16 protein-coding genes are annotated in these 15,999 nt (G+C 68.5%); 7 read left to right on the top strand and 9 right to left on the bottom strand.

What is annotated here, in order from left to right:
• Nucleotides 1-297 precede the first annotated feature (297 nt).
• From FNH13_RS06360 to FNH13_RS06375, 4 genes are read left to right on the top strand one after another with little or no spacing between them, the layout of a single operon-like run.
• Nucleotides 298-1,422, top strand: coding sequence for an ABC transporter substrate-binding protein (locus FNH13_RS06360; RefSeq protein WP_165700036.1), 1,125 nt, complete (start codon nt 298-300; stop codon nt 1,420-1,422).
• 25 nt (nt 1,423-1,447) lie between these two features.
• Nucleotides 1,448-2,323 carry a branched-chain amino acid ABC transporter permease gene (locus FNH13_RS06365; protein ID WP_143782691.1) on the top strand — a complete coding sequence of 292 codons (876 nt, stop codon included), beginning with the start codon at nt 1,448-1,450 and terminating at the stop codon, nt 2,321-2,323.
• Between the two features lie 2 nt (nt 2,324-2,325).
• On the top strand, nt 2,326-4,110 hold the full coding sequence (locus FNH13_RS06370; protein ID WP_143782692.1) for a branched-chain amino acid ABC transporter ATP-binding protein/permease: 1,785 nt from the start codon (nt 2,326-2,328) through the stop codon (nt 4,108-4,110).
• Nucleotides 4,111-4,112: 2 nt separating this feature from the next.
• Nucleotides 4,113-4,823, top strand: a complete 711-nt coding sequence (locus FNH13_RS06375; RefSeq protein WP_143782693.1) for an ABC transporter ATP-binding protein — start codon at nt 4,113-4,115, stop codon at nt 4,821-4,823.
• Nucleotides 4,824-4,926: 103 nt separating this feature from the next.
• Here the strand turns inward: FNH13_RS06375 and FNH13_RS06380 are convergent, their stop codons facing one another.
• Both FNH13_RS06380 and FNH13_RS06385 read right to left on the bottom strand, forming a co-directional pair.
• Nucleotides 4,927-5,211, bottom strand: coding sequence for a Na+/H+ antiporter NhaC family protein (locus FNH13_RS06380; RefSeq protein WP_228266621.1), 285 nt, complete (start codon nt 5,209-5,211; stop codon nt 4,927-4,929).
• A 150-nt stretch (nt 5,212-5,361) separates the two neighbouring features.
• Nucleotides 5,362-7,131, bottom strand: a complete 1,770-nt coding sequence (locus tag FNH13_RS06385) for an acetyl/propionyl/methylcrotonyl-CoA carboxylase subunit alpha (RefSeq protein WP_143782695.1) — start codon at nt 7,129-7,131, stop codon at nt 5,362-5,364.
• Nucleotides 7,132-7,256: 125 nt separating this feature from the next.
• Between FNH13_RS06385 and FNH13_RS06390 the strand changes: the two genes are divergently transcribed.
• Entirely contained in the window at nt 7,257-8,519 is a 1,263-nt protein-coding gene (locus FNH13_RS06390; protein WP_143782696.1) for an alpha-hydroxy acid oxidase, read from the top strand.
• An 89-nt stretch (nt 8,520-8,608) separates the two neighbouring features.
• Here the strand turns inward: FNH13_RS06390 and FNH13_RS06395 are convergent, their stop codons facing one another.
• Together FNH13_RS06395 and FNH13_RS06400 are read right to left on the bottom strand one after the other, a co-directional pair.
• Nucleotides 8,609-9,814 (bottom strand): cysteine desulfurase-like protein, encoded by a 1,206-nt coding sequence (locus tag FNH13_RS06395; RefSeq protein WP_143782697.1) that lies wholly within the window; start codon nt 9,812-9,814, stop codon nt 8,609-8,611.
• A 68-nt stretch (nt 9,815-9,882) separates the two neighbouring features.
• Nucleotides 9,883-10,290: a MerR family transcriptional regulator gene (locus FNH13_RS06400; RefSeq protein WP_143782698.1), complete on the bottom strand. Its 408-nt coding sequence runs from the start codon at nt 10,288-10,290 to the stop codon at nt 9,883-9,885.
• A gap of 74 nt (nt 10,291-10,364) precedes the next feature.
• Between FNH13_RS06400 and FNH13_RS06405 the strand changes: the two genes are divergently transcribed.
• Nucleotides 10,365-11,549 (top strand): acyl-CoA dehydrogenase family protein, encoded by a 1,185-nt coding sequence (locus tag FNH13_RS06405; protein WP_143782699.1) that lies wholly within the window; start codon nt 10,365-10,367, stop codon nt 11,547-11,549.
• Between the two features lie 26 nt (nt 11,550-11,575).
• Nucleotides 11,576-13,168, top strand: coding sequence for an acyl-CoA carboxylase subunit beta (locus FNH13_RS06410; protein ID WP_143782700.1), 1,593 nt, complete (start codon nt 11,576-11,578; stop codon nt 13,166-13,168).
• A 30-nt stretch (nt 13,169-13,198) separates the two neighbouring features.
• Here FNH13_RS06410 and FNH13_RS06415 read toward each other — a convergent pair whose 3' ends face one another.
• From FNH13_RS06415 to FNH13_RS06430, 5 genes are all read right to left on the bottom strand, one after another.
• The gene (locus FNH13_RS06415) at nt 13,199-13,687 is read right to left on the bottom strand and encodes a hypothetical protein (protein WP_143782701.1); all 489 of its coding nucleotides are present in this window, start codon (nt 13,685-13,687) and stop codon (nt 13,199-13,201) included.
• Nucleotides 13,688-13,824: 137 nt separating this feature from the next.
• A complete protein-coding gene (locus FNH13_RS06420; RefSeq protein WP_143782702.1) occupies nt 13,825-14,679 on the bottom strand; it encodes a hypothetical protein in 855 nt (284 codons plus the stop codon).
• Between the two features lie 143 nt (nt 14,680-14,822).
• Complete coding sequence (locus tag FNH13_RS19740) at nt 14,823-14,954, bottom strand: hypothetical protein (RefSeq protein WP_267873010.1); 132 nt, start codon at nt 14,952-14,954, stop codon at nt 14,823-14,825.
• Nucleotides 14,955-14,980: 26 nt separating this feature from the next.
• Nucleotides 14,981-15,250 (bottom strand): hypothetical protein, encoded by a 270-nt coding sequence (locus FNH13_RS06425; RefSeq protein ID WP_143782703.1) that lies wholly within the window; start codon nt 15,248-15,250, stop codon nt 14,981-14,983.
• Entirely contained in the window at nt 15,247-15,891 is a 645-nt protein-coding gene (locus FNH13_RS06430) for a Maf family protein (protein ID WP_143782704.1), read from the bottom strand. The genes FNH13_RS06425 and FNH13_RS06430 overlap by 4 nt, the downstream gene beginning before the upstream one ends.
• Between the last annotated feature and the right edge of the window lie 108 nt (nt 15,892-15,999).

Here is a 15,999-nt window from a genome sequence, read left to right on the forward strand (position 1 = left end):
CCCACAGACAGAGTCACTGGATCGGTCTGTGGGTCGCTGCTCAGGATCGACCACCGTGACAGACCAAAGAAAAAAACGACATCACCCTCTTGACATAGCCACCCTCGCTCAGCAGACTGGGCAGACCTTGTCCGCAGCGCCCGGGGTCACCAACGCCGAAGGAAAGTGCCAGTGCATCAATTCCGTCGCTCTCGTGTGTTTCACGGCAGATTTCTCATGACCCTGATGGTGTTGTGCGGCCTCGCCGTCACGGCATGTGGATCTCCGGCCGCGGAGGACGATGGCACGGAGACCGTCGTGATCGGAGCCGCCTGGCCCCTGTCGGGACCATTTGCCTTTAACGGCAACGCGGTGCTCGACGGTGCCCAGGCCGCGGTGGACGACATCAACGAGGCGGGTGGCATCGAGGCGCTCGGGGGAGCGCACTTGGAGTTGCGCGTCGTTGATGCTGGATCGTCGGCTGCCGAGTCGGTCGCCTCTGCGGACCGCCTGGTCAACGACGAGGACGTCGTTGCCGTGATGGGCTCGTGGCTCTCGTCGCTGTCGCTGGCCGCCAGCGAGGTCACCGAACGCGGTCGAGTGCCCTACATCAGTGAGAGCTTCGCCGACCACATGACCGACCGGCCCTACTTCACCCATGTCTTTGACTACGCGCCCCCGAGCTCCCAGATCGCCGATCTCCTTCTGGACTCAGTGCAGCCCAGCCTGGCCGAGGCCGGGATCGAGATGGATCGGGTGGCGCTGATCGGGGACAACACCGCCGCGGCGACACCGTTGATCGATGGGCTGGAGGTGGCGCTGCAGGAGCGGGGGATCGAGGTGGCCATCCGCGAGCAGTGGACCCCGCCGCTGCAGGATCCGTCTGGCCTGGTGCAGAAGGTCTCCTCGGGCAAAGTGGATGCGGTCCTGCTGATCGCCTTCAGCTTCAACGACGTCTCCTCAATCGTTCGACAGTTGCAGGCCAGGGGGATTGATGTCCCGGTCATCCAGAACGGTGGCCAAGGCATCGTGCCGCAGTGGCGCGAGCTGGGCGACGAGGCTCAGGGGCTGTCGAGTTTCGTCTACACCAATCCGCTGCCGGGCTCAGAGGAGCTGACCGACCAGATGGCGGAGGCCACGGGGGTGCCGTACGTCTGGCAGGACCAGATCGGTGGCTACTTTGCCGTGAGCGTCGTGGCCGCCGGACTGGAAGACGCCGGGGTGGCCGACCGAGAGGCCCTCAATACCGCCCTGCGGAACCTCGATCTGCGCGAGGGGGCGGCTGTCGATCTCATGCCCACCGACCGCATCGCGTTCGACGACGGCGGACGGATCACTCCGGCGTTCGGGGTGCTGGCCCAGTGGCAGCGGGTCGATGGCGAACTCATCCCGTGCACGATCTATCCCGTCGAGCAAGCAGTCTGCGAACCGGACTGGCAGTAGTCGATTCCGGAGCTGAAAGGCAACCATGGACTTCATCCAACTGCTCGTCACAGGTGTGCTCGTGGGCGGCACGTATGCGCTGCTCGCGTCAGGCCTGGGCCTGATCTTCGGTGTGATGCGCATCGTGAACTTCGCCCAGGCGGACTTCATGATGCTGGCGATGTTTGCCGCGTTCATCCTGTGGAACGGCCTCTCCATCGACCCCTTCCTGGCAATCCCGCTGGTGTTCATTGCCTTCGTCGCCCTCGGGATGGCGGTGCACCGAGGGCTCTTGCAGCGGGTCTCGGGGCGACGCGAGAACCACGACGCGCAGGTGATCCTGACGCTTGGCATCGGGTTGATCCTGCAGAGCCTCGTCCTGCTGACCTTCTCGGCCACGCCACGGTTGATCAACCTCCCGTACGGCCAGAACGGCTTCTTCATCGGGGAGCTGTTCATCGACCGGCCGCGGCTCTTCGCGTTCCTCACCGCTGTCGTGGTGGCTGTTGCGCTCTTCGCCTTCCTCAACCTGACTCGGACGGGACGTGCAGTCCGCGCCGCCTCGGCCGACTGGGAAGCGGCCACCTACATGGGGATCGACGTCCAGCGCACCCACCGGCTGGCGTTCGGCATCGGCATCGGGCTTACGGCCGTGGGCGGTGTGGCGCTGGCAACCTTCTACCCGTTCGGCCCGTTCACCGGCCTTGACTTCGTCGTCGTCATGTTCGCAGCCGTCGTCCTCGGCGGTCTGGGTAGCACCGCCGGTGCCTTCGCCGGTGGAGTGCTCATCGGTGTGGTCCAGCAGGTGTCCCAGTTGTGGTCCCCGGCGTCGCTGTCCAACGTCTATGTCTTCGTCCTGTTCCTCCTGATCCTGCTGCTGAGACCGCAGGGCCTGTTCGGCAAGGTAAGTAGGGCAATCTGATCATGCGATACCTCCGCAACCTTCTGCCGCTCGTGATCGCTGTCGGCGTGCTCAATCTGCTCATCGAGGACCGGACCGTGCTGCGAGTCCTGGTCCTCACCCTGGTGTGGGCGATCGGCGGGCTGGCCTGGAACCTCTTGGCCAAGGCCGGCCAGATCTCCCTTGGACACGGTGCCTTCACGGGGGTGGGGGCCTATACCTTCGTGCTCCTGATGGACAACTACGGCCTCAACCCGTGGCTCGGAACCCTCGTCGCGATGGTGCTGGCCGCCATCGCCGCGGTGATCATCGGCATACCGACTTTTCGACTCCAGGGCTTCTACTTCACCCTCGCGACCATGGCCTACCCGTTGATCCTCATGCTCATCGTGATCAACTGGGGTTATCCAGAGATGACGGTGGCCTTCCACCCGGAGGCGCCCGGCGCCTACATGCAGTGGTATGAGCCCCAGATGTTTGTCTGGCTGCTCCTGGTGATGCTGGTCGGCACGCTGGCGTTCACCCTCTGGGTCGACGGCGGTCGGGTCGGTCAGGCACTGCGGGCGATCCGGGACAACGAGGTCCTGGCCCGCTCGATCGGCATCCGTTCCGACCGCTGGAAGCTGTTTGCCCTGGCCACCTCGGCGGCGATCAGTGCCGCGCTGGGTGTCGTCTGGGTCAATGCCGTGCTCCTGGTGGTGAGCGCGGAGGAGGTCTTCGGCATCGGTGTCGTGATCTTGATGCTGTCGGTGACCTTTGTCGGTGGCATCGGACGCACCTGGGGTCCGGTGCTCGGCGCGGTGGTCCTGGTGCCGCTCAGCCAGGTCCTCACCTTCTCGATCGGGGACCGGGTCCCCGGGTCAGAAACCCTGATCTACGGGGTGGCGCTGGTGCTGGCGGCCCTGCTGGCACCCGCTGGCCTGATCGTCTGGCTGGACCGTCTCCGCGCGCGAGTGCCGTGGCTGCGAGGCCCGAGTGCCGACCAGGAGCTGTCGATGTTGGCGGACTCCGGCTACGGCGACCTGCCCGCGCAGCGCGAGGCGGTCGGCACGGACGGTCTGCTGCTGCGCGTCGACGGAGTCACCAAGAGCTTTGCCGGACTGACCGTGCTGGAGGACGTCTCTTTCAGCATCGAGCGTGGCGCTCGAGTCGGCGTCATCGGCCCGAACGGTGCGGGCAAGACCACGCTCTTCAACGTGCTCTCGGGGCATCTGCGGCAGAACGCCGGCACCGTGACGATGAACGGTGAGGACATCAGCCGGCTGAACGCTCCGCAACGGTTCCAGAACGGACTGTCGCGCACCTTCCAGCATCCGCAGGGTTTCCAGCGGATGACTGTCCTGGAGAACATCGCGGTGGCCGCCATCGGCTGTGGGATCGGAGGCGATCCCTACCGCGCCGCCGGAGACGTGCTGGAGGCCGTCGGACTGGCCGATAAACGAGCGGCGGTCGTCACGGCGCTCACCACGTATGAGCTCAAGTTGCTCGAGCTCGCGCGGGCCCTCGTGGCGCAGCCTTACCTGCTGCTGGTGGACGAACCCCTCGCCGGCCTGAACGAGGCCGAGCGCAAGGACTACTTCGCGATCTTTGGACGTGTCGTCCCGGAGGACACTGCCGTGCTCGTCATCGAGCACTCCGTGCGATCGCTGTTGGAGCACGTCGACACGCTGATTGCCCTCGATCACGGTCAGGTCATCGCCCACGGCGACCCCGGCGACGTCGTCGCGGATCCCAAGATCATCGAGGCCTACCTCGGCACCAAGTGGAGCAAGCAGGGCGCAGACACGGCGCAGACCGGAGAGGACTGACCATGCTGAAGATCGAGGACCTCACCATCCGCTATCACGGCATGCCGGCCTTGTCAGGGGTGAACCTGCAGGTCGAGGCGGGAGAGCGGACGGCTTTCGTGGGCCCCAACGGAGGCGGCAAGTCCTCCCTGCTCAAGGCGGTCTCAGGCACCGTCGAAGAGTGGGAGGGGCAGATCTCCTTCGAGGGAACCAACCTGGCTCAGGTCGCACCCCACGATCGTGTCGAGATGGGCATCATCCACATCCCCGAGGGCCGGCGCGTCTTCTCCGGGATGAGTGTGCGAGAGAACCTCCTGGTGGGGGCGCAACGGCGGGCAGCCCGGCCGCACGTCGACCAGCAGATGGATGTCGTCCGCGAACTCTTCCCCACCCTGATGGAGATGCTCAGCCGGCCGGGGGAGTCCCTGTCCGGTGGGCAGCAGCAGATGCTGGCCATCGCCCGGGGACTGATGGGATGCCCGAGGCTGCTGATGCTCGATGAGCCGTCGATGGGACTGTCTCCGCTTGCGGCAGAGACAGTGTTCACTGGCCTCGGACGGCTGGAGGAGTTCGGTGAGGTCACGCTGATCCTGGTGGAACAACGCGCACCGGACGCCTTCGAGCTGTGCGAGACCGCCCACGTCTTTGAGTCCGGCTCACTCGTCTCCTCCGGGCGGTCCGCAGACCTCGCGGCCGACGGCCGACTGGCTGCGATCTACCTCGGCGAGGTTTAGGACCCGCCGCCCGCGGCATACGGACTGCTCCACCCACGACGCGGCCAGCCCGGATCGGGGCGGTGAGCCCTGATGCCAAGCAGGTGCCTAACCCGGGACGCGCTCAGCCTGCTCCTCCAGCGGAACTTCCTCCTCCAGGGGGTGAGCAGCACCTTCGCGCCCCCGGCCCCAGCCCGAGGAAGCACAGCGCGGTTAGCAGACCGAGCCAGCCGTTGCTGGTCAGGGCGTAGACGACATACCCGAGCAGTGCGGTCGCGGCGCTTGCCAGAGCGTAGGGCAGCTGGATGGTGAGCGTCATGACATTGGCGCCCGAGCCGGTGCTGGACAGGATCGTGGTGTCGCTGATCGGGCTGCAGTGGTCGCCGAGACAGCACCGGCGACCGCACACCGTGGAGGACGTGCGGCACGAGGGTTCTGGCGTGGCGAACCCCGCAAGCAGAGGTTCAGCGCGTACGGAACCCCTCGAAGAGTTGGGTTGGGGCCAGCGAAACCTCTCCAAAAATTGGGTTAGGGCCGACGAAACCCCTCCAAAAATTGGTTAGTCCTTGAGCTCGCAGATCGCGGCGCCGTTGCCGACGGTCTGGCCGATCTCGGCCGTCAGGCCAGTGACGGTGCCTGCCTTGTGGGCGTTGATCGGCTGCTCCATCTTCATCGCCTCGAGCACGATGACCAGCTCGCCCTCGGCGACCTGCTGGCCCTCCTCGACGGCGATCTTGACGATGGTGCCCTGCATCGGGGCGGTCACCGCATCGCCAGAGGCTGCTGCTGCACCACTGCCGGAGCGGGCTCGCTTGGGTGCCTTCTTGCGGGCGCCGTTGCCGCCACCACCGAGGGACAGACCGCCGGGCAGGGAGACCTCCAGACGCTTGCCGCCGACCTCGACGACCAGGTTCTGCCGCTCCTCGGGCTCGGTGTCCGCGTCGGCGCTGGGGCCGGAGTAGGGCTCGATCTGGTTGTCGAACTCGGTCTCCATCCACCGCGTGTGCACCGAGAATGGGGTCTCGGGGTCCTCCGGGGCGAACGCGGGGTCCTCCACGACCACCCGGTGGAAGGTCAGTGCCGTGGGCATGCCCTCGACCACGAACTCGGCGAGCGCGCGCCGCGAGCGCTCCAGCGCCTCCTGGCGGGTGCGGCCGGTGACGATCAGTTTGGCCAGCATCGAGTCGAACGCGCCGGAGATGACGTCACCCTGCTCCACGCCGGAGTCCACGCGCACGCCCGGTCCGCTGGGCACCCGGTAGGTCAGGACCGAGCCAGGCGCCGGGAGGAAGCCGCGGCCCGGGTCCTCCCCGTTGATCCGGAACTCGAAGGAGTGTCCGCGGATCTGCGTGCTGTCGTAGCCCAGCTCCTCGCCGTCGGCGATGCGGAACTGCTCACGGACCAGGTCGATCCCGGTGACCTCCTCAGTCACCGGGTGCTCGACCTGCAAGCGGGTGTTGACCTCGAGGAAGGAGATGGTGCCGTCCTGGCCGACGAGGAACTCGCAGGTGCCGGCGCCGACGTAACCGGCCTCGGTCAGGATGGCCTTGGATGCGCGGTCCAGCTCGGCGCGCTGCTCCTCGGACAGGAAGGGGGCGGGAGCCTCCTCGACCAGTTTTTGGTGACGGCGCTGCAGCGAGCAGTCGCGGGTGGAGACCACCACGACGTTGCCGTGCTCGTCGGCCAGGCACTGGGTCTCGACGTGTCGCGGCTTGTCCAGGTAACGCTCGACGAAGCACTCGCCGCGGCCGAAGGCCGAGACGGCCTCACGGACGGCGGAGTCGAAGAGCTCGGGGATCTCCTCGAGGGTGCGGGCGACCTTCAGGCCCCGCCCGCCACCGCCGTAGGCAGCTTTGATGGCAACCGGCAGCCCGTGCTCCTGGGCGAAGGCGATCACCTCATCGGCGTCGGCCACCGGGTCCTTGGTGCCGGGCACCAGCGGGGCGCCGGCTGCGGTCGCGATGTGCCGTGCCCTGACCTTGTCGCCGAGGGAGTCAATCGCCGCGGGACCGGGCCCGATCCAGGTCAGCCCGGCATCGATCACGGCCTGGGCGAAGGACGCGTTCTCGGCAAGGAAGCCATAGCCCGGGTGGACTGCGTCCGCCCCCGCCTGCTTGGCGACGTCGATCAGCTTCTCCTGCAGCAGGTAGGAGTCGCCCGGAGTGCTCCCGCCCAGGGCGTAGGCCTCATCGGCCACCTTGACGTGCAGTGCGTCCCGGTCCGGCTCGGCATAGACCGCCACGGACCCGAGGCCGGCGTCCTTGCAGGCGCGAGCGATGCGGACGGCGATCTCGCCGCGGTTTGCGATAAGGACCTTGCTGATCGGCATGGGCGTTACTTTAGCCCCCGGACGGTCCTGCCCTGGATGGTGCCGGCGCTATGACCCGCCTCGAACTGCCCGAACCCGTCATTCTTGATGCACCTCCGACCCACGCCACGAAGGAGACGACCACCATGGTCCAGCGACAGGTCCCCAAGCCGGCCGAGATCTTTGAGCTGATGAAGTTCAAGAAGGTCGACCTCAACGGCAAGCGGCGCCGCCTGCAGTCGGCCCAGACGATCGAGGACCTGCGCAGGATCGCCAAACGCCGCACACCCGCCGCGGCCTTCGACTACACCGACGGTGCCGCCGAGCAGGAGATCTCCCTCGACCGCGCCGTCCAGGCCTTCGAGGACGTGGAGTTCCACCCGGCGATCCTCAATGACGTCTCGGAGGTCAACACCTCGACCACCGTCCTGGGCGACACCTCGGCCCTGCCGTTCGGCATCGCACCCACCGGGTTCACCCGCCTGATGCAGACCGAGGGTGAGATCGCCGGAGCAGGGGCGGCCGGCGCCGCCGGGATCCCGTTCACCCTCTCCACCCTGGGCACCACCTCCATCGAGGACGTCAAGGCCGCCAATCTCCACGGACGCAACTGGTTCCAGCTCTATGTCATGCGTCAGCGTGAGATCTCCTACGGGCTGGTCGAGCGTGCCGCACGAGCCGGCTACGACACCCTGTTCTTCACCGTCGACACCCCGGTGGCCGGGGCCCGGCTGCGCGACACCCGCAATGGCTTCTCCATCCCGCCCCAGCTCTCGCTGGGCACGCTGGCCAACGCCTCCGTGCGGCCCTGGTGGTGGTGGGATTTCCTGACCACGCCGAAGCTGGAGTTCGCCTCGCTCTCGCGGACCGGCGGCACGGTGGGGGAGCTGCTCAACTCGGCGATGGACCCCTCGATCAACTTCGCGGACCTCGCCGAGATCCGGACGATGTGGCCGGGCAAACTGGCGATCAAGGGCGTCCAGACGGTGCAGGACGCCAAGAAGCTCACCGACCTCGGCGTGGACGCGATCCTGCTGTCCAACCACGGTGGTCGCCAGCTCGACCGCGCTCCCGTGCCCTTCCACCTGCTCCCGGAGGTGGTCCGTGAGGTTGGGGCGCACACCGAGGTGATGGTGGACACCGGGATCCGCAATGGCGCCGACATCGTGGCGTCCCTCGCGCTGGGCGCCAGATTCACCCTGATCGGCCGGGCCTACCTCTACGGCCTGATGGCCGGCGGGCGCGAGGGTGTCGACCGCACCATCGAGATCCTGGCCGACCAGGTCCGGCGCACCATGCAGCTGCTGCAGGTGCGCACCGTCGAGGAACTCAACCCCTCGCACGTCACGCAGCTGACCCGGTTCAACCGGATCGAGCCTGCGGTGCGTGCGGTGACCGAGCGGCCCTGACGGGGGAACGTGCGGTCGCACCTGCGATGGTGGGAGCAGGATGGTGGGAGCAGGTCCGACTGCGCCCACCGCAGAGCAGCCCTGCCCCGTCAGCCGCGCGGTAGCGTCCGCAGGCCCACCACGAGCCGGTCGATGTCGGAGTCGTCGGTGTAGGGCGCCAGCCCGACGCGCACGCCACCGGCAGCGCCCAAGCCCAGGTGGTGGCTGGTCTCCCAGGCATAGAAGTGGCTGGCGGGGGCGTTCACGCCGACATCGGCGAGGTGCTGGCGGACCACCTGGCTGTCGACGCCGTCAATCGTGAACAGCAGGGTCGGGGTGCGGTGGGCGGCGTTGCTGTAGACCCGCACTCCCGGCAGGTCGCGGAGGGCCGGCTCGAGACGTCCCCGCAGCCGCTCCTCGTGCTCCTCCAGTGCCGCGTATGACGTGGCGAGCCGCTGCCTGCGGGTGCCGGGCTGTCCCGGGACCAGGTCGGCGAGGAAGTCCACGGCCGCGGTGGTGCCGGCCATCAGCTCGTAGGGCAGGGTGCCGAGCTCGAAGCGCTCGGGCACCTCGTTGGTGGAGGGCAGCAGCTTGGCCGGGTGCAGCTCCTCGAGCGTCTCCGGTCGCGCGGCCAGGACACCGCAGTGCGGGCCGAGGAACTTGTAGGGCGAGCACACCCAGAAGTCCGCTCCGCTGGCCTGCAGGTCGGGCAGCACATGGGCGGTCGCGTGGACGCCGTCAACATAGAGCTTGGCGCCGACCCCGTGAACCAGTGCGGCCAGCGCGGGTAGGTCGGGACGGGTGCCGATGAGGTTGGACGCTGCGGTGATGGCGACCAGCACCGTCCGCTCCGAGAGCACCGCCGACAGGTGCTCGGGGGTGAGCTCCCCGGTTGCCGGGTCGAAATCCACCCACCGGAGGGTGGCGCCTGCCTGCTCCGCGGCATACACCCAGGGGCGCACGTTGCAGTCGTGGTCCAGCCGGCTGACGACCACCTCGTCCCCGGGACCCCAGCCGGAGGCCAGGGTGCGGCTCAGGTGGAAGGTCAGCTCGGTGGCGGAGCGACCGAAGACCACGCCCCGGAGGTCGGCGCCGAGGAGGTCGGCCATGGCCTGACGGGCGTCGGCCACGATGGTCTCGGCGCGCTGCTCCGCGGGGGTGACGGTGCCCCGGTTGGCGACGGCCGCGGTCAGGGTCTGTGCCACGGCTCGGGCGACCGGTTCCGGGGTCTGGGTGCCGCCCGGCCCGTCGAAGTGGGCAGCCCCCTCGGTCAGGGCGGGGAAGTGGGCGCGCACGGCAGCGACGTCATAGCTCATGAGCAGATCCTGCACTGTGCCGTGCCGGTGCCGCCACGGACCCCGCTCACGGGCGCTCGGAGCAGGGGTCAGACCAGCCGCCCGAGGTCCTCCTGGCAGCGGCGCTCGAGGGTGGCCAGCTCGGCGAGGGAGTCCTCGATGTCGCGGCGACGGCTCTCCAGGTCGGCGCGCCGGTCGTCGATCTGGCCCAGCAGGTAGCGCAGCTGGCCCGCCTCGCCGGGCTGCTCGTCATACATGTCGATGATCGTGCGGATCTCCTCCAGCGGAAAGCCGATGCGCCGTCCGCGCAGGATCAGGGCGAGCCGGATGCGGTCCCGGGGGTGGAAGAGGCGCTGGGTGCCGCGCCGCTCGGGGGAGAGCAGGCCCAGTTCCTCGTAGTGGCGGATCGCCCGGTGGGTGACCTCGAACTCCTCGGCGACCTCGGAGATCGTCCAGGTCCTCGCCGTGGGTTCCTCGCCTGCCTGCGCACTTGCCATGCGCTCCATATTGCTTTACGTTTACGTTAACGTCAAGCGCAACCGCGCGCATTACCCCGAGAGGCTGGCCACCGATGTTCGAGCTCAGCAGTGACCACGAGGACTTCCGTCGCCTCGTCCGCGACTTCGCCGAGGCCGAGATCGGCCCCCACGTCGAGGAGTGGGACCGCGAGAGTCACTTCCCGGTGCACCTGGTGCCCAAGATGGGCGAGCTGGGGCTGTTCGGGCTCGAGGCCCCCGAGGAGTTCGGTGGGGCGGGGATGGGCCATGAGGGCTTCTCGTACCTGTGCGTCGCCATCGAGGAGCTCGGCCGCGTCGACCAGGCCATGGGCATCACGCTGGAGGCTGGGGTCGGTCTGGGCATCAACCCGATCCAGACCTACGGTTCCCAGGAGCAGAAGGAGCGCTGGCTCCCGGACCTGCTGGCCGGCAGGGCCCTGGCCGGCTTCGGCCTGACCGAGCCGGAGGCAGGCTCGGACGCCGGGGCCACCAAGACCCGAGCGGTCCTGGAGAACGGCGAGTGGGTCGTCAACGGCGCCAAGGCGTTCATCACCAACTCCGGCACCGACATCACCTCGGTCGTCACCGTGACCGCCAAGACCGGGGAGCTGCCGGACGGGCGCCCCGAGATCAGCGCGATCATCCTGCCCAACGGCACCGACGGCTTCATCGTCGAGCCGCCCTATCGCAAGCTCGGCTGGCACATCTCCGACACCCACGGCCTGACCTTCGAGGGCGCGCGCGTCCCCGAGGCCAACCTGCTCGGCGAGCGAGGGCACGGCTTCAAACAGTTCCTCAAGACCCTTGACGACGGGCGCATCGCCATCGCCGCGCTCGCGGTCGGCTGCCTGCAGCGCATGCTGGAGGAGACCACGCGCTACAGCCAGGAGCGCCTCGCCTTCGGCAAGCCGATCGGGACCTATCAGGGTGTCTCGTTCCAGGTCGCCGACATCGCGGTGATGACCGAAGCGGCACGCGCCCTGGTCTACAAGGCCGCCTGGCTGCGTGAGCAGCAGGCCGCCGGCAAGCGCTCGGTCGCCGAGGTCAAGCAGGCCGCCGCCATCGCCAAGCTCTATGCCACCGAGTCCGCGGTCACCGCGACGCGGATGGCCACGCAGGTCTTCGGCGGCAACGGCTTCATGGAGGAGTATCCCGTCGCCCGCTTCTATCGGGACGCCAAGATCCTGGAGATCGGCGAGGGGACCTCCGAGGTCCAGCGCATGCTCATCGCCCGCGGTCTCGGCCTGCCGTCCGCCTGACTGGGACACCTGACACGATGAGCGGCATGACACCGCAGTCCGTTCCCGGCCACGCCCCGTTCGCCGACCCCTCCGAGGGGGCCGACGCCAGGGTGGGTGACATCCGTGGCCGGTTCGCCACGGCATACCGCGCCTCCGACGCCCCGAGCGAGAAGGCGCGGGCCAAGCTCGACTCCCAGAACAAGCTCTATGTCCGTGACCGGATCGCGCTGCTCTTTGACGAGGGCACCTTCGTGGAGGACGGGAGGTATGCCAACTCGATGGCCGCCGGTCTGCCCGCCGACGGGGTGGTCACCGGGCGCGGTGAGGTCGACGGTCGGCCGGCGATCGTCGTCGCGAACGACCCGACCGTCAAGGCCGGCTCCTGGGGCGCGCGGACGGTCGAGAAGATCATCCGCGCCACCGAGATGGCGCTGCGCGAGGAGCTGCCGATCTTCTGGTTCGTCGACTCGGCCGGTGCACGGATCACCGACCAGGTCGAGCTCTTCCCGGGTCGCCGCGGGGCCGGGCGGATCTTCCACAACCAGGTCGCCCTGTCCGGCAAGGTGCCGCAGATCTGCTGCCTGTTTGGTCCGTCGGCCGCCGGTGGGGCCTACATCCCGAGCTTCACCGACCTGATCATCATGGTCGAGGGCAACGCCTCGATGTATCTGGGCAGCCCCCGCATGGCCGAGATGGTCGTCGGCGAGAAGGTCTCCCTGGAGGAGATGGGTGGGGCGCGGATGCACTGCACCGTCTCGGGCGTCGGTGACCTGCTCGTCTCCGACGACACCGAGGCGATCGAGCTGGCCAAGCTCTACTTCTCCTATGTGCCGGACAACTGGCGCACCCCCACCCCCAGGTATGCCGGCGAGGAGCCGTCCGCTCCGCTCACCCGGCACACGGTGCCAGAGGCGGAGTCGCTGCCCTTTGACATCCGCGAGGTGATCGACGGGCTGGTCGATGACGACAGCTTCTTCGAGATCAAGCCGCTGTTCGCCGCCGAGCTGGTGGTCGGCTTCGGCCGGATGGCGGGGGAGACCGTCGGGATCGTGGCCAACAACTCTGCGGTCAAGGGCGGAGTGCTGTTCACCGACTCGGCCGACAAGGCGACCCGCTTTATCTGGCTCTGCGACGCCTTCGGGATCCCGTTGATCTATCTGGCCGACGTCCCGGGCTTCATGATCGGCTCGGAGGTCGAGCGCGGCGGCATCATCCGGCACGGCGCCAAGATGGTCTCGGCCGTCTCGGAGGCGACCGTCCCGCAGTTCTGTGTCGTCGTGCGCAAGGCCTACGGTGCCGGGCTCTATGCGATGGGTGGCCCGGGTTTCATGCCCGATGCGACCCTGGCGCTGCCGACGGCCAAGATCGCCGTCATGGGGCCGGAGGCGGCGGTGAATGCGGTCTATGCCAACAAGATCGCCGAGATCACCGACCCCGAGGAGCAGGCCGCGTTCGTGGCAGCCCGCCGGGCGGAGTATGAGGAGGACGTCGACCTCGAACGGCTCGCCGCCGACCTGGTCATCGACGGCGTCATCGAGGCCGACGCCCTGCGCGACGAGCTGCTGCACCGCCTGAGGTATGCCGCCCGTCGGGACCGGCACTTCTCCTCACGTCACCGCGCGGTCCCGCCGGTCTGATCCGTCAGCGGGTCGTGCGGGTCACGGGAGTCAGGTGGGATCCGTCTCCCGTCGGGGCGTCTGCTGGGGCGTCTGCTGGGGCGTCTGCTGGGGCGTCGCCTCGTGCCCGCGGCGTCCCTGGGTGCGCCGCTGCTCCTTGAGGCGGGCCTCGTGCAGGTGCCGCGTGCCGCCGACCAGTGCGTCCCTGGCCTCCTGCTCGAGGCGGCGAAAGGCCGACCAGTAGGTGTCGTCGTAGTCCTCGACGATCTGGAAGGTCCACCGCCCCGGGAGCACGTTGCGTCCAACCAGCTCGGTCTCGATCCGGTCGGCGAGCTCACGGTGTCCTGCCTGTCGGAGCAGTTCCACTGCGTCGCCGAGAGCGAAGTCGGCGGCGCCGGTCATCTGATGGAAGCGATAGAGATCGCCACGGGCGATCTCGACCTTCTCGAGGGCCTCGCTGAGTTTTCCCAGCGCCTCGACCGTCGTCTCATCGACTCCGGGCGGGGTGAGGTGGTCGTCGTCAGGCAGATCACCGTCCATGAGGCCAAAGTAGCGGCGCGCAGGCACCGGCACCTGGTGACGGGGGACCGGGGTAGCCGCCTCGGGAGGAGCGATCTTCCGGGAGCAGCGCCTCGGGGCAGCCGTCTGGCAGGGGCCGGGTCCGGCATACGGCCTGCTCAGCTGCTCTCGAAGCGTGCCTCGACGACGGCGTGCTCGCCGCCCTGGCTGGCCAGCTCGTTCTCGACCCGCAGCGAGAGGACCTCGCCGCTCTCCGTCTCGCGATAGGTGACGATCGTCGAGCCCGCGGCACCCTCGGCACTGATCCGCTCCCAGTGCGGACTGCCCTTCGTGCCCAGGGTGTCGATCACCTCGGGGGTGGCCAGGCGTTCCATCGTGGCTTGGTCGTCCGTGCCCCACGCGACCACCAGGGAGTCGGCATAGTCCGTCGGGACGGTCGGCACAGCGTCCTCGGCGTCGGCGGCGGCCGTGTAGCGCGCCTCCACGACGGACTGCTCGGCACCCTGGCTGGCCGCCTCGTTCTCGACCCGCAGCTCGAGGGTGTCACCACTGTCGGTGTTGGTATAGGTCACGATCGTGGAGCCGGTGGCCCCCTCGACGCTGGTCTGGTCCCAGTGGGGGCCGCCCTGATCGCCCAGGATATGGAGGACCTCCGCGGTGCCCAGAGCCTCCATCCTGGCCCGGTCCCCTGAGCCCCAGGCCTGCACCAAGGCATCGGCGTAGTCCGCGGGCACGGTCGGCAGGGTGGTGTCGGAGGCATCGGAGGTCGAGGACCCAGAGTCTTCGGGGGCGGAGGTGGCACCGGCATCTGAGGTCGTGTGTGAGGTGTCCATCGGACTCGTGGTGGCCGACGCGTTGTCCGGCGGGGTCGTGGCCTGAGAACTGTCCGGGGGACTCGTGCTGGTGCTCGCCGGTGCGACCACTTCGGGTTGGTCGTTGCCGGAGCAGCCGGCCAGCAGGGCGACCAGTGCGGTCGCGGTGAGAACGGTGGTGGTGCTACGTCGACTCCTCATGATGTTCGCCTGCCTTTGTGGTGCGCCTGGCGGTGCACCAGAGATTCCACTGCTTCAGGACTCTCTCCACGCTGCACCTGCTGTCCGAGAGAAGGCCGAGAGCGGCCTGGGAGAATCCTGCGAACAATCTGCTGCGGAGGTCGTCAGCGCTCGCGGATCGTGCGCAGCGCGCGCTCGGCGGCGACGCGGACCCGGGCGTTGTCGTCGTCACGCAGACCAGCAGCCTCCCCGGTGAGCTCGGTGAGGTCCTGGGCGCGCACGACCTTGAGGCCCATCTCCCGCACCCGCCAGTGCTCGTCCGTCAGCGCGGCAGCGGTGGCTTCGAGCGCATCCTCGTGCCAGGATAGAGCAGTCCGCGGGCGCCCCAGACCCTCCGCCAGTAGGGCAGCCAGTCCTCGGTGCCGCCCAGCCAGGCCAGGTCCGGGTCCTCGGCCCGCTCCTGCCCGAGGATCAGCCGACAGCACCAGGCCACGACCTCCCGCTCGCCCAGCTGATCCACCGCGGACGCGAGCAGCGTCCGCGGGTGCGCCCCGCTTGGTGGCGGGTCGGGTGTTTCGGGAGCAGGCGTCATACGGCCGATCGCAGTGTGTGCCAGGGGATCTGGAGGTCCAGGAGCAGCTCACGCAGGACGGGCAGGCTGACTCCCACGACCGCGTGGTAGTCACCCTCGATGCCTCGCACGTAGGGGCCACCGAGCCCGTCGACGGTGAACGCCCCGGCCACCCGCAGCGGCTCGCCGGTGGCGACATAGGCCTCGATCTCCTCGTCACTGAGATCGGCGAAGTGCACCAGTGTCGAGGTCGAGGCGCCGACCGTGCCGCCGGTGCCTCCCTCGTCAGGGTCGCGTCGGTCGATGACCCAGTGCCCGCTGTGGAGTATGCCGGAGCGCCCCCGCATCCGCTGCCAGCGACTGACTGCCTCGGCCGGGTCGGCGGGCTTGCCGTGCACCTCGCCGTCGAGCTCGAGGACCGAGTCGCAGCCGAGCACCAGGTCGGCGTCAGGGGCGGTCGCAGCCACGTCCTCGCACTTGGCGCGGGCCAGCAGCAGGGCGATGTCGGCCGCGTCGAGCGGCTCGGCTGCTGCCGTCTGAGCCGCTGTCAGGACAGTGTCCTCATCGACGGAGGAGACGATCACCGTGGGCTCGACACCGGCTGAGCGCAGGGTGCTCAGACGGGCGGGGGAGGCGGAGGCGAGGACGAGTCGGATCGGCACGGTGTCACGGTAGCGGCTGGAGACGACGCCGGGGCCGACCCGTTGAGGCGCATCCGTGCAATCTGGCCATTGGCATCACCCCCTTGGCCTTCGCGCCGCGTGCTCGCA

The organism is Ornithinimicrobium ciconiae (assembly GCF_007197575.1).
In the GTDB taxonomy this organism is placed as follows: Bacteria; Actinomycetota; Actinomycetes; order Actinomycetales; family Dermatophilaceae; genus Ornithinicoccus; species Ornithinicoccus ciconiae.

Excerpts from the sequence above, each read along its gene's own strand:
- FNH13_RS06365 (WP_143782691.1), top strand. The coding sequence starts at position 1,448 with ATGGACTTCATCCAACTGCTCGTCACAGGTGTGCTCGTGGGCGGCACG.
- FNH13_RS06370 (WP_143782692.1), top strand. The coding sequence starts at position 2,326 with ATGCGATACCTCCGCAACCTTCTGCCGCTCGTGATCGCTGTCGGCGTG.
- FNH13_RS06375 (WP_143782693.1), top strand. The coding sequence starts at position 4,113 with ATGCTGAAGATCGAGGACCTCACCATCCGCTATCACGGCATGCCGGCC.
- FNH13_RS06385 (WP_143782695.1), bottom strand. The coding sequence starts at position 7,131 with ATGCCGATCAGCAAGGTCCTTATCGCAAACCGCGGCGAGATCGCCGTC.
- FNH13_RS06390 (WP_143782696.1), top strand. The coding sequence starts at position 7,257 with ATGGTCCAGCGACAGGTCCCCAAGCCGGCCGAGATCTTTGAGCTGATG.
- FNH13_RS06395 (WP_143782697.1), bottom strand. The coding sequence starts at position 9,814 with ATGAGCTATGACGTCGCTGCCGTGCGCGCCCACTTCCCCGCCCTGACC.
- FNH13_RS06400 (WP_143782698.1), bottom strand. The coding sequence starts at position 10,290 with ATGGCAAGTGCGCAGGCAGGCGAGGAACCCACGGCGAGGACCTGGACG.
- FNH13_RS06405 (WP_143782699.1), top strand. The coding sequence starts at position 10,365 with ATGTTCGAGCTCAGCAGTGACCACGAGGACTTCCGTCGCCTCGTCCGC.
- FNH13_RS06410 (WP_143782700.1), top strand. The coding sequence starts at position 11,576 with ATGACACCGCAGTCCGTTCCCGGCCACGCCCCGTTCGCCGACCCCTCC.
- FNH13_RS06415 (WP_143782701.1), bottom strand. The coding sequence starts at position 13,687 with ATGGACGGTGATCTGCCTGACGACGACCACCTCACCCCGCCCGGAGTC.
- FNH13_RS06420 (WP_143782702.1), bottom strand. The coding sequence starts at position 14,679 with ATGAGGAGTCGACGTAGCACCACCACCGTTCTCACCGCGACCGCACTG.
- FNH13_RS19740 (WP_267873010.1), bottom strand. The coding sequence starts at position 14,954 with ATGGGCCTCAAGGTCGTGCGCGCCCAGGACCTCACCGAGCTCACCGGG.
- FNH13_RS06425 (WP_143782703.1), bottom strand. The coding sequence starts at position 15,250 with ATGACGCCTGCTCCCGAAACACCCGACCCGCCACCAAGCGGGGCGCAC.